This window comes from Klebsiella sp. 141203, assembly GCF_032601985.1.
GTDB classification, from domain to species: domain Bacteria; phylum Pseudomonadota; class Gammaproteobacteria; order Enterobacterales; family Enterobacteriaceae; genus Klebsiella; species Klebsiella aerogenes.
This window is the reverse complement of sequence record NZ_JAQIRL010000001.1, coordinates 1,430,297-1,443,243: the sequence shown is the minus strand read 5'-3', so window position 1 is coordinate 1,443,243 and position 12,947 is coordinate 1,430,297. Positions and strand designations below refer to the sequence as shown.

Annotated in this window: 12 protein-coding genes and 1 tRNA gene; 3 read left to right on the top strand and 10 right to left on the bottom strand. The window is 52.1% G+C overall.

The features are described from left to right. Positions 1-10: 10 nt before the first annotated feature. Entirely contained in the window at positions 11-1,708 is a 1,698-nt protein-coding gene (locus PGR29_RS06890) for a sensor histidine kinase (RefSeq protein ID WP_045391561.1), read from the bottom strand. Positions 1,709-2,089: 381 nt separating this feature from the next. On the opposite strand from PGR29_RS06890, the gene alaC reads away from it, so the two are divergent. Further along, entirely contained in the window at positions 2,090-3,328 is a 1,239-nt protein-coding gene (gene alaC / locus PGR29_RS06885; RefSeq protein WP_087860080.1) for an alanine transaminase, read from the top strand. A gap of 44 nt (positions 3,329-3,372) precedes the next feature. Here the strand turns inward: alaC and ypdK are convergent, their stop codons facing one another. The 8 genes from ypdK to PGR29_RS06845 form a co-directional block, all read right to left on the bottom strand. After that, a complete protein-coding gene (gene ypdK, locus PGR29_RS06880) occupies positions 3,373-3,444 on the bottom strand; it encodes a membrane protein YpdK (RefSeq protein WP_077777854.1) in 72 nt (23 codons plus the stop codon). A gap of 365 nt (positions 3,445-3,809) precedes the next feature. Beyond that, positions 3,810-5,003, bottom strand: a complete 1,194-nt coding sequence (locus PGR29_RS06875; RefSeq protein ID WP_113374456.1) for a cyanate transporter — start codon at positions 5,001-5,003, stop codon at positions 3,810-3,812. After that, entirely contained in the window at positions 5,003-5,458 is a 456-nt protein-coding gene (locus PGR29_RS06870) for a nucleoside deaminase (protein WP_113374455.1), read from the bottom strand. Before PGR29_RS06870 ends, PGR29_RS06875 begins: the two co-directional genes overlap by 1 nt. 157 nt (positions 5,459-5,615) lie before the next feature. Further along, a complete protein-coding gene (locus PGR29_RS06865) occupies positions 5,616-6,419 on the bottom strand; it encodes a MipA/OmpV family protein (protein ID WP_228302520.1) in 804 nt (267 codons plus the stop codon). Positions 6,420-6,625: 206 nt separating this feature from the next. Further along, complete coding sequence (locus tag PGR29_RS06860; RefSeq protein WP_183269103.1) at positions 6,626-7,489, bottom strand: hypothetical protein; 864 nt, start codon at positions 7,487-7,489, stop codon at positions 6,626-6,628. A gap of 346 nt (positions 7,490-7,835) precedes the next feature. Continuing rightward, a complete protein-coding gene (locus PGR29_RS06855) occupies positions 7,836-8,327 on the bottom strand; it encodes a WbuC family cupin fold metalloprotein (RefSeq protein WP_213794328.1) in 492 nt (163 codons plus the stop codon). Positions 8,328-8,826: 499 nt separating this feature from the next. Beyond that, a tRNA-Arg gene (locus tag PGR29_RS06850) sits at positions 8,827-8,898 on the bottom strand. A 74-nt stretch (positions 8,899-8,972) separates the two neighbouring features. Then, entirely contained in the window at positions 8,973-9,884 is a 912-nt protein-coding gene (locus tag PGR29_RS06845) for a formate/nitrite transporter family protein (RefSeq protein WP_087860086.1), read from the bottom strand. Positions 9,885-10,131: 247 nt separating this feature from the next. Here PGR29_RS06845 and mlaA point away from each other — a divergent pair, with 247 nt between their 5' ends. Continuing rightward, on the top strand, positions 10,132-10,893 hold the full coding sequence (gene mlaA, locus PGR29_RS06840; RefSeq protein ID WP_045376992.1) for a phospholipid-binding lipoprotein MlaA: 762 nt from the start codon (positions 10,132-10,134) through the stop codon (positions 10,891-10,893). Between the two features lie 65 nt (positions 10,894-10,958). On the opposite strand, the gene fadL is transcribed toward mlaA, so the two are convergent. Continuing rightward, positions 10,959-12,281: a long-chain fatty acid transporter FadL gene (gene fadL, locus PGR29_RS06835; protein ID WP_045376989.1), complete on the bottom strand. Its 1,323-nt coding sequence runs from the start codon at positions 12,279-12,281 to the stop codon at positions 10,959-10,961. Between the two features lie 371 nt (positions 12,282-12,652). Here fadL and PGR29_RS06830 point away from each other — a divergent pair, with 371 nt between their 5' ends. Beyond that, positions 12,653-12,937, top strand: a complete 285-nt coding sequence (locus PGR29_RS06830; RefSeq protein ID WP_015706185.1) for a YfcZ/YiiS family protein — start codon at positions 12,653-12,655, stop codon at positions 12,935-12,937. Positions 12,938-12,947: the final 10 nt, after the last annotated feature.

Genomic DNA, 12,947 nt, shown 5'->3' with positions numbered 1-12,947 from the left:
TTTTCTCCGCTCATGGCAACAGCGATACCGGTTCAGTCGCCGGGGCGTGCTGGTTGGGGACGTAGAACGCAATCTCCGTTCCCGGCGTCAAGCGGCGGATATGCAGCCCTTCGCCGTAGAGCAGTTTCACCCGATGATGAACATTCAGCAGGCCAATTTTATTTCCCGGCATCTCGTCGGCTTCGACGCGGGCCACCACCGCCGGGTCAATGCCGTTACCGGTATCCCGTACGCTAATGCGCACCCGGTTTCCGCATTCGTTGATGGCGATGGTCACCACGCCCTTGCCCCGACAGGGTTGAATGCCGTGGACAATGGCGTTTTCTACCAGAGGCTGAATCAGCAGGCTGGGGATGACGCAGCTGACCTCTTCGTCAATATCATAAATCACCGTCAGCTTGTCGCCGAAGCGGGCCTGCTCGATCGCGATATAATCCTTAATTTGGTACAGCTCGCGCTTGATGTCGATCTGCTCGTCATCTTTTAACTCAATGTTATAGCGTAAATAGCGCGATAAATTGAAAATCAACTGTCGCGCGGTATCCGGATTCATGCGGATGGAAGAGGAGATGGCGTTAAGCGCATTAAACAGAAAATGGGGATTAATTTTACTTTGCAGGGCGCGTAGTTCCGCTTTATTGGCCATTTCACGCAGCTGTTCGGCCCGCGAGACCTCAAGCTGGGTGGAGATAATTTGCGACAGGCCGATCGCCATCTCCTGCAGCGAGGAGGTTATACGATGCGCGTGGCAGTAGTAAATTTTCAGCGTGCCGGTCACTACGCCTTTCTCGCGTAGCGGAATCACCAGCATGGAGTGGATCTCCGGTGTTCTGTAGGCTTCATCGTTGTTTTTAATGATGATGGTGTCGCTTTCAATGGCTTTGCGGGTGGTTGGGCTGATATCGTTGTTGCGATCGTTATAGTTATTTTCCCCGTAGCCAACGTAGGCCAGCACCCGGTCAGTGGTTGTAATCGCGACCGCGTCGGCATTGATGTCCCGGCGAATGATATCGCAAACCTGGCGCAGCGATTCGCTGTTGACGTGGCGGAACAGCGGCAGCGTTTTGTTGGCGATATCCAACGCCAGTTTTGCCTGGCGCGCCGCGCTGGCTTCTTTCTCGCCTTCCACGCTTTGGACCAGCAGAACAATAAAACCGATGCAGATGCTGCCAAGGATCATCGGAATACCGATTTTGGAGACAATATCGATCCCCAACGCCAGCGTCGGCGCCCACAGCACTACGAGGATCATGGTTAGCGTTTCGCACAGCATCCCGGCCAGAATCCCCACCTTCCAGCGCTGCGCTTTCGGGATTTTGCGGTTGATAAGCCCGGAAAGTAACCCGGCGACAATACTGGTGATAAAGCAGGGGATGGCAGTCACGCCGTCAATATCAATGAGATAGCGGTGTACGCCGGCAATCACGCCAACAATCGCGCCGACCCACGGCCCAAACAGGATCCCACCGGACATCACCGCGATAATCCGTACGTTAACCAGCGAACCTTCTACCGGAACGCCGGACCAGGTGCTAAATAGCGCAAACATGGAGAAAATGGCGGTGACCGCCAGCAACTCGCGAGGCGTATGTGCCGATTTATGCAGCAGTTCGCGGAACAGGCGTAAGCGGATAAGAAAAAAGAGGCAAATGAGCATTAATGCCGCGCGGTCAAAAACCGCCAGCAGCATATTAAATATATCGTGCATGGATGCGCCCAGGATTCGCGGGAAAGCAATATGATAGAAAACCTCACGCCAGAAGGCTAGCAGCAGAGATAAATGAGGAACAAGCATAAAAATTAAAGGGGATAAGTCGCTCACTCCAGCTATCAGGGCGTTGATGAGTAACGATGATACATTTGAGTATTATAAATGATATCAATATGTTGATTGTTTATTTAAGCGGCGCTCGTATTGGGAAAACGTTCTGCCGCATACCGATGCGGGATGACCCGTTTTATGCGTGGGCGATTATTTTTTATCAACCCTCTCGACAGCGTGTTTTTTTTCAGGTTATTTTCTAAGCGAGCCACATCGGTGGCCGCGTCGCTCGGACGGTCCGGGCGCTAACGTTAATCTGAGGAATCTATGGCTGAATTCAGTCCTGAACGCCGTTTTACGCGTATCGATCGTCTCCCTCCGTATGTTTTTAACATCACTGCCGAACTGAAAATGGCTGCGCGTCGGCGCGGCGAAGATATTATCGATTTCAGTATGGGCAACCCGGATGGCGCCACGCCACCGCATATTGTTGAAAAACTGTGTACCGTCGCCCAGCGTCCGGATACCCACGGTTACTCTACTTCTCGCGGTATTCCTCGTCTGCGCCGCGCGATTTCGCGCTGGTACCAGGAGCGCTATGACGTGGATATCGACCCGGAATCAGAAGCCATCGTGACGATTGGTTCGAAAGAGGGGCTGGCGCATTTGATGCTGGCGACGCTCGATCACGGTGATACGGTGCTGGTGCCAAACCCCAGCTATCCGATTCATATTTACGGCGCGGTTATCGCCGGGGCGCAGGTCCGTTCCGTCCCGCTAGTGGAAGGCGTGGATTTCTTCAATGAACTGGAACGCGCGATCCGCGAGAGTTATCCGAAGCCAAAAATGATGATTCTGGGCTTCCCGTCTAACCCAACCGCGCAGTGCGTCGAGCTCGATTTCTTCGAGAAGGTGGTGGCGCTGGCGAAACGCTATGATGTGCTGGTGGTGCACGATCTGGCCTACGCCGATATCGTCTACGATGGCTGGAAAGCGCCGTCGATTATGCAGGTGCCCGGGGCGCGCGATGTGGCAGTCGAATTCTTCACCCTGTCAAAAAGCTACAACATGGCTGGCTGGCGTATCGGCTTTATGGTGGGGAATAAAACGCTGGTTAACGCGCTGGCCCGCATTAAAAGTTACCATGACTACGGTACCTTTACGCCGTTGCAGGTGGCGGCGATTGCCGCGCTGGAAGGCGATCAGCAGTGCGTGCGTGATATTGCGGAACAATATAAACGTCGCCGTGATGTGCTGGTGAAAGGGCTGCATGAAGCCGGCTGGATGGTTGAATGCCCGAAAGCGTCAATGTACGTGTGGGCCAAAATTCCGCAGCAATATGCGGCGATGGGTTCGTTGGAGTTCGCCAAAAAGCTACTGCAGGAGGCCAAAGTGTGCGTCTCGCCGGGAATCGGCTTTGGCGACTATGGCGATACTCATGTGCGTTTCGCATTGATCGAAAATCGCGATCGTATCCGGCAGGCTATTCGCGGCATCAAATCCATGTTCCGCGCCGATGGACTGCTACCGGCAGCCAGTAAAACGGTAGCTGAACATCACGAATAAAAAATGGGAGCCGTCTGGCTCCCATCTCTTTACTGCATACCAGGTTAAATCATCAGGGCGAAGGTACCGGCCCAAACGATGACCATAAAAGAAATTCCCATCAAAAAGTATTTCACGACATGTCACTCCGCATTTTGGCGAAACGCCTAAATGAATTTAACTTTAACCCTCGCAGGATTGTCGCAGATAAAACCAGACTATTCTGGCGACTGCGGCAGCCCGAAATTCTGTGCGTCAACTGCTCCAGATGGCGCTAATGTACGCTTAAAAAATGGTGGAAACAAGATCCATTTTTTTATTAATTTTTAGTTACTTACGACTGTCGTGAATAGGCGACACATTAATTTCATTCGGTAATAAATTCAATTACGGCGACGAAGATTTTAAGTAATACCCTGACATTCTGTAGTTATTTGATTTTGGGATTTTTTCTATTGGCGAAGAGGGGCAGAAATCACTTTCTGCACCCTAAACGATGAGGTTAGCGGGCGGCCGTCGGCGCGCGCCATTGATGCGGATAACGTGCGGGAACAAAACGCAAGGTAAGCGCCATTAAGAGGAAAACGCAGATGGCATGGAATTCCCAGTCTAGCTGGTAGTTTCCGCTCAGGCTGCGTAGCAGCCCTGAAAGCCACGGCGATAACCCGGCGATAATAAAACCGATGCCCTGCATAAACGCCACCAGTCTACCGGCGACGGCAGGCTGCGGCGAATGGTCCAGCGCCAGCACCAGACATAGCGGGAAGGCGCCGCCCAGTCCTACGCCGCAGCTCACGGCCCACAACAGCGGCAATTGTTGTGGCCACCAGATGAAACCGCAGAACCCGAACAGTTGTAGCGCAAGCGCCAGCATCAGCAGCTTACGGCGATCTTCATGGCGAGCGAGCATCGGTAGTACCAGCGCGCCGGCGGTCTGGCCGACGGTCATCAACGCCAGAAGCGTGCCGCTAAACTGAGCGCTGTGGCCAAGCTGCATATAATAGGGTGGTAACCAGGCAATCAGGCTGGCGTAGCCGCCATTGATCAGCCCGAAATAAAGGCCAAGCGTCCAGGCCCGGTGGTGACGAAAGACCGACGGCGCGGTTTGCGCCGATGCGGCCACCGGCGCGGCGGGCAGCATTTTGCAGAGCGGCAACCAGCCAATGACCGCGGCCAGAGCCGGTAGCGCCCACCACGCCAGCGCGTGGTGCCAGAGCGCGCTATGCTGCGCAAGCCAGGGAGTGATCGCGGCGCCAAGCCCGCCCCCGCCCATCAGCGCCGCCGACCACAATCCCATCACCTGCGGCGTGCGGCGATGAAAAAGACGTTTAATGACGCTGGGTATAATCGCCTGAATCACGCCGATGCCAATCCCGCCGAGCAGCGCGCTGCTAAGCAGCAGGCCGCTTTGCGGCGCCAGCTCGCGCAGGATTGCGCCAATGCCTATCGCCAGCAGACTTAACGCGATACTGCGGTTTTCACTAACGTGGCGATTAATCCATCCACCAGCGAGCGCCAGCACGCCCATCGCGACGACCGGAAGCGCGGTCAACAGTGAAACCAGGGTAAAGCTCATGCCGGTTGCTCGCTGCAGTTGCGGCAGCAATGGACCTATCGAGGTCAGTAGCGGGCGCATATTAATGCCGATCAGCACCAGCACAAATAACGTCAGCATATTGCGTTGCGTCTGGCTCATTACGCTTTACTCGCCCAGCGCTGATACAGGGCCAACCCTTCGGGTTGCGGGCAATGGTGAATGGGGAGTGATTGGCTGTCTAACGGCTGCTGCAATTGCTGATAGATAGCGGCGGTAGAGAGATTGAAGCGCTCGCCATCCTCATTGCTGTTGGCAAAATAGACTTCGCGCACGCCGGTTAAATACATCGCGCTCAGACACATCGGACAGGGTTGTCCGCTGGCGTAAACCACGCATTCGCGCAATACCTGATTGCCCAGACGTAAGGAAACGTCGCGGATGGCATTGAGTTCAGCGTGCGCGGTAGGATCGCCGCTCTGGTGCAAGGTATTCACCGCTTCGGCAATGACTTCACCGTTGCGCACAACGACGGCGCCGAATGGGCGGCCACCGTTTTCAACATTTTTGGCAGCAAGCGTAATGGCGCGCTGAAGATGGTTAGCATGAGTAGACATGAGCGGCTCCTGTAGAGGTCGGGTAGAAGAACTCAATCGGCGGCAGGCTGGAGATTGAATTCTGCTACAGGGTAGCGAGCTGATGCCATAAGCTAAAAGACTTATTTATAATTGAGTTAATCAGATTAACTTATGGGTTGAGAAATACCCGGGTGTTCTACCAGGTATATCCGACGCCGAGGATGCCATACAGCTCGCCGCTGTGCTGGACAATGGGACTATCGGCGATATCGTCATCATAGCGTTCGTAGTTTGCCGCCACCATACCGACCCAATGCGGGCTAAAGCGGTAGCTGGTTATGATGGCGACCATTGGCGATACCGTCGTGCCGGTATCCCACTGCGGGCGCTCGGGCGTTGCCTCGCCCGCAGAGACGCCGCCAAAATAGTAGTTCGCCATGTTATGACTACGCACCATCAGCCCCATACCGGGCATCACCAGCAGATTGTCTTTAACGATCGGGAAATCGGCCCATAACAGCAGCTCCTGGCCGTTGCTGCGGCCGCTGATATCGGAACTGATGCGCGCGCTTATCAGCGCGTATGGCGTGATCCAGGTAGCGCCAATACCGCCCTCCAGCTCGCCTTTACGCTCGTCCATTCCCTTGAATGCCGCATCGTCGCTGGGATCTAAATTACCGAAACGCCAGCGCCCGTAGCCATAAAGCGCGATATTGTCATCAAGGTGAAAATAGTAGCGGGCGCGATCGCCCAGATACATTAACTGGTCGCCAAAATACAATCCTCCGGGAATAAAGTGGGTTTCATTGTCCTGCTTTTGGTAGCGCGCGGTACCGCTAATCGCGGCGCCGCCGAGAACCCAACCTTTGGGTACCGGGCTATTCGGGTTATCGGCGGAAAAAATGTCGATCGAGCCGAGGTCGACCTCAGCGCGGGTGGCACCACAATACAAAGCAAGCGAACCGAGAATGGCTATGGGATATCGGGATAGTTTCAGCATGGGCTCATAGTTGGCACGGGATGATGAAGTCGATGTGAATCGAGCATGATAAACAATAGACGATAGCGAATGCGGTAGGGGGAGATTTTTTGTTTTTTATCGTACTTTTTCTGTTTTGCTTTTGGGGGGAAAGCAGAGTGAGCCAGTATCGACACTATCCATAATGGCGGATTATTCGCGTGAATAATCCGCACAAAAAATGAATGTTATGAATTAAGAATCAGTTCAGAGAGTGAAGCCATCGAATGATTTTCGTTGGTGACGATGCCTTCTTTTTTTAATTTTTCCATAATGGATTTAAAGGCGAGCTGTTTACTACTTTCTGTCGCGTTAAGTAGGTCGCGGTTAAAGGCGGGATTCGATTGAATGATATAATTAATGAATTCGAGCAGCAGTTTATTCTGTGGCGGCGTTGATGGCTCATTAATGGTTTTTTCATTATATGAATTCATCGCAGCTTCAGAATACTCAAGCGGACGACTGCTGATGGTGTGCTCGTAAATTTTTTCAATTTCTTTGCTGGTAATGTACAGCTTGCTGAGCTCAATCGTTGGCTTATCATCATTATCAGGAATGAAATTGCAGTAGATGACGTTTTTAGCCGGGGAGATAATGCTAAGCGTTTCTTCTTGCTGAATGTTATCCGGATTCTCCAACACATCCATTAAATTTCTTGAGTGAGTGTGCCATAAACCAGAAACGGAAACGTTGAGCTTAATTTTGGCAATGGCGCTGTCGTGATCGGCATCAATGACCGACACATTTTCATTCAGGGTGATGATATTGTTTATTTTAGAGTGCTGAGACCAGGGCTTATTGGCTTTGGTAATATCATCAAAACCGCCGTAGCCGTATGACGAGTCGCCAACCCCCTGATTCCGGGTCAGGGCGCTATTGAGCGTGCCGCGATTCTTTTTCAGTTTCAGGCACAGGCTGATAGCGCCGATATCGTGCCAGTGAAGTAAATCTTCCAGTTCGCACTGCAGGAGTTTTTGCGCACGAGCGATAGAGCAATACTCCAGCGGTGGGAGATTGTTCAACTTCCAAATGTTTCTTTCTATCTTATTCATGGCATTAATTTAATATAAATGTTTTTAATGGTCTGCGTTTCTGATTAACATAACGCGAGCGTTGTTATTTGGCTGCGCAATCATTTTCATCAGAAACTATTCATCAGGGAAATGTATGTTCACGGTTTGGAACATTTATACGACGAAGGGTGGTGGTTAAAATACCCTCTGCGGATGATTATAATCACTATTTTATAAATAACAAATAGAGTAATGCTTAATTAACGATAAAGACAATGTAAACCATAATAAATTACTCTAAAACTGAATGCGTTAGATGTTAATGATTGTATCGATAAAAAAAGACGCCGCAGCGCCTTTTTATAATAATCATCGCAGGCTCAAATTAGCGAGCACTCTTCTGAAGAGTAAAACCGCCATCCCCCACCTGGGCCGTGGCATACCACGCCATTAATTCCTCGGTACCCGGCGCGCCTTCGGCTGGCGCCCATGGCGCGGAATCTTGTTCGGCTACCGGCTGATAGCCTCCGTGCTTGACTTCAAAGATGATACCGCCGCAATCGAGCGACAATACCGCATGCCAGGTGCCGGCCGCCATTTCCAGCGCCGTGCACTCTTCGCCTAATACTACACGCTGGGTCACGGTCCCTTGTTCATCGAAGTTCAGCACCACAAAACGGCCGCTTAACGGCAGCAGCAGCTCAAAAGTATGAGGATGACGGTGTGGGCGAATGTAGGTTCCCGGCTCCATGGCAATGGCCAGACGCTGTACCGGATCGCTTAATTCCGGATGAAAATTCCGATGCGCCCGTAGACGGGGAGCCGCGGCTGCTGCTGCGCTCTGCTGCTGCATATCACTGATGGTGATTTGTTTCATGTATACCGCCTGCTAAAACTGATAACAAAGGCTTACGCCCGTTGGCACGACTCAGGTATCGGGAGTTTTGCGCGAAACAGCGCAGATTCCTCTCCCGGTTGCCTGATTATGCACATTCAGCGCCATTAGCATAGGGTGATTCATCAATTTCATATTGATGAATATATTTAAGTGATTTCTTATTTTTGCAGTGGTGTTGCTTAATTTTATCTCATCTCAATCATTATTCTTTTCTTGTTGGCGAAGGTATGTGGCATAAAAAACGGGGAATAAATGATGTATTCCTTCTTCCGTGGTAACGCGGTTTTTTATCTCTAAGATGGTTAAGGGCATAAGTGTCCCTCCTGAAGTTTTAACAGGTAAAGGGTAACAATCAGGGACACTTTTATGTGTGTTTAAGATGCTGTTCCGTAGAAATGCGTATGCGTGGAATTTGGCGTTAAGTCTTATGTGACGTGGGTTTTGAGGGGGGAACTGGCAGAGGGGTAATCGTTAGGATTGTCCCCTGCAGGAATCGAACCTGCAACTAGCCCTTAGGAGGGGCTCGTTATATCCATTTAACTAAGGGGACAAGGCGGCGGGATTATAGCGTTTTTTCCGCCGCCCGTTAAGCGCATTGCGATTAATTGCTTAATTTGCAGCCGTTTAGCCCTTTTTATCTGCTTCGGCCTTCGCTTTGGCTTTCTGTTCCTGAGTCATGTCGTTGCGAATCTGGGCGTGGCTTAGCAGGGCGAAGATAAAGGTGCCGCCGCAAATGTTGCCGGCGAGCGTCGGCAGCGCGAACGGCCAGAAGAACTCCTGCCAGGGCAGGGCGCCGCTGAAAATCAGATAGAAAATTTCCACACTGCCGACGACGATATGCGTGGTATCCGCAAGCGCAATCAGCCAGGTCATCAGGATGATGACGATGACTTTCGCCGAGCCGGCTGCCGGGAACATCCAGACCATTGTCGCCACCAGCCAGCCGGAAATAATCGCGTTGGCAAACATTTCGGTTGGCGTGTTTTCCATTACTTTCTGGCTGATGCTGTGAAACGCCTCACGAGTGGCGTCATCGAAAATCGGCATGATATTAAACGCCCAGGCGGCGATAGCCCCACCCAGTAAATTACCTAATAACACCACGCCCCACAGGCGCAGCAATAGCGCAATATTACCGGCGCTGGGTTTATGCATAATCGGCAGTACGGCGGTGACGGTATTCTCCGTAAACAGCTGCTGGCGGGCGAGAATGACGATAATAAAGCCAAAGGTGTATCCCAAATTCTCCAGCAGATAACCACCGGGCAGGGCGCTGAGGTGAACGTGAAAAATTCCTTTGGCGACCAGCGAGGCGCTTATCGATAAGCCGGCGGCAATCGCTGACCACAGTAGCGCCATAGCATCGCGCTCGAGCTCCTTTTCACCCTCCTGGCGAATCACCTCATGTGTAGCCATTGCCTGTGAAGGCAGACGCTCTTCATCCACTTCTATTTTCTCGCCATGTTGCTTCTCTTCGCTTTCAACTTCTCGTTCATCGCTATCATGTGTGCCGGTGGCGGTATTTTGTCGGGTCATGGCAGCTCTCCCTTTGTATTTGTTACTAAGCGTAGAGAGAAATCAGCGCGGCGGCACAGGATATGCTCCTAAATTCAGCGCAATGGCAAGAATAGCAATACGAATATTGCAAAATATGTATAGAATCGGGAAGCTACATTGATGCCAAAGAAGGCTATGCTGAAAGCAGCTACCCAACGATAAAATGCTAATGGGGGCGCCGTCCCGGATGCCTCCAGCGATAGCCAGAATTAACAGGGAGAAACCTATGAATTATCGCCTGTCGGCGCTTGCGCTTGGCGCCACATTGCTGGTGGGATGCGCCAGTTCCAGCACTGACGATCGGTCGCAGGGGCGTTCAGATCCGCTTGAAGGGTTTAACCGTACCATGTTCAACTTCAACTTTAATGTCGTTGATCCTTATGTACTGCGCCCCGTTGCCGTCGCCTGGCGTGATTATGTGCCGCAACCGGCGCGTAATGGTTTAAGCAACTTCACCAGCAACCTTGAAGAACCGGCGGTAATGGTCAACTCCTTCCTGCAGGGCGATCCCTATAAAGGCATGGTGCATTTCACTCGCTTCTTCCTTAACACCATTCTTGGGATGGGCGGCTTGATCGACGTGGCCGGTATGGCGAACCCGCAGCTGCAGCGCGTTGAACCGCATCGTTTCGGTAGCACGCTGGGCCACTACGGCGTGGGCTACGGCCCGTACGTACAGTTACCGTTCTACGGCAGTTTCACCCTGCGTGATGAGGGCGGCGACATGGCCGATGGTCTGTATCCCGTACTCTCCTGGCTGACCTGGCCGATGTCCATCGGTAAATGGGCGGTAGAAGGGATTGAAACCCGCGCTCAGCTGCTGGATTCCGACGGCCTGCTGCGCCAGTCTTCCGATCCGTACATCCTGATGCGTGAAGCCTATTTCCAGCGGCACGACTTTATCGCCAACGGCGGTAAGCTGACGCCGGCAGATAACCCGAACGCGCAGGCGATTCAGGATGAGCTGAAAGATATCGATTCGCAGTAATCCACGCGGGTCAGAAAAGAAAAAGGGTGAACATGATGTTCACCCTTTTTTATATCGTTTGCTTATCAGAAGCGGTAGTTGAAGTTCGCGCCGTACAGCCAGGCAGTACCTTCAGAACGGAAGGTGTAAGGACCTTCTTTAATTTCTACGTGCTGACCGTGCATGTAAGAGACACCAACATCCACTGAAGCATCTTTATTGAACGCATAGGTGGTACCGGCGCTCAGCCACAGGCGATCCTGATCCGGGATAGAGATGGAGCGGGTGCCAGCCGGGATCGGGCTATCATCGAAGGCGATACCGGTACGGAAGGTCCAGTTATCGTCATAATAATAGGTGGTACCCAGCGCGATGCGGTAAGCATCTTTAAAGCCTTCATCTTTATAGAACAGCGTCTGGCCATTGCTGCCGGTGGCCTTCAGCTCCTGGAACTGGCTCCAGCTGGTGTAGGTCAGGCTATAGTGAACCGCCCACTGCGGCGCGACGCGGTTATAACCCGACAGCTCCCACATCTCCGGCAGATTGAGGGTCAGCGCGCCGTTAGTGGTACGGCCATCGGTACCGGCCGGTAGACCGAAGTTGCCGAGGATCTGGTTATACGCGGACGGCAGATCGCTCTTATAGTTGCCGTCAAAGTCGATTTTAACTTCAGAGCGGTAGGTGAAACCGTAGCGGTTGTTTTTGTCCAGCTCATACAGGATACCGGCGTTCCAGCCGAAGCCCCATTCGTTGCCGTTCAAATGCGCAATCTGAGTGTCGGCAGGGATCTGCGAGACCCGGCCAGCCAGCGCTGGCGGCAGCTTGCCGGAACCGGCAACGATCTGTCCTAAATCACCGGCGTAGCGTTCGATTTTCGCTTTCGCATACACCGCATCAAACCCTAAACCAAAGCTCCAGTTGCTGTTCAGGCGATAGGCGCCGCTTAAATTGAGGTTAACGGTGGTGAGATCGGTTTTACCACCCATACTGCCGGCAGCATAGTCATCAGCGAATTCAGTCGCGAGACCATAGTTAGAGGTAATAGATGCGCCCCAACCAAACTGATCGTTAATTGGCGAAACAAAGTGGAAGTTTGGTACCCATGCCGTTGGGGCAATATTGTCTGCATTCAGACTTTTACCGGTCGGCGAGGTACCAGAAACATTAACGTCCGGGTCGACGAAGACGGCGCCTGCCGACATCATCGGGCGGTCAAACATCATGATTAACGCGGGGTTACGGCTGGCGTTGCCCGCATCGTCAGCGATTGCCCCTTCACCGGAATAGGCACGACCAAGGCCGGATGCAGAGAATTCATTTAACTGGAATCCTGCGGACCAGGCTTGGGTTGAAACAAGTGCTACAGCCACTGCAAGGGCAGATTGGGTAAAGCGGGTTTTCTGGCTCATGCCCATAACCTCATTGAGTTATTTTTATTTAAACTATGTTACATGCCGTAACAGAAGCGCGAAGTGTAGGGTCTGCTTTACGACAGAGAAATCAGACCAGTGGCCTGAGTATAGGTCTGACCAGATGAGTTGTTGCAAGTTTGTTTATAAGATTTTTCAATTGTGATAACAGAAACGCGATCCAGCTGGCAAAATTGCCCCGGTGCGTCATATCCAATTTGGGGCATTTTTGTTTTGGATCATTTTTAAGTGTGATTTCTGTCACTTAAACGTTTTCCTGCCATTAACAACTGGAGGGCGAACGAGGGCGGGCGTAAAATACGCGCATTATTTGTCTGGCACCGAAGGTGCATATACAGAGGAAATCTACGATGAGTAAATGTAGCGCTGATGAAACCCCGGTTTGCTGCTGTATGGATGTTGGCACCATTGTGGACAACACCGACTGCACCGCCTCCTACAGCCGCGTGTTTGCTAACCGCGCTGAAGCGGAAGCGACGCTCGCCGCGCTGAGCGAAAAAGCCCGCAATGTGGAGTCTGAACCGTGCAAAATTAACTCGACGTTCACCGACGTTGACGGCGGCGTGCAGCTGAATATCGATTTTGTTTTTAGCTGCGAAGCGGAATCGCTGATCTTCCAGCTGGGTTTACGTTAATCCTCTCTCG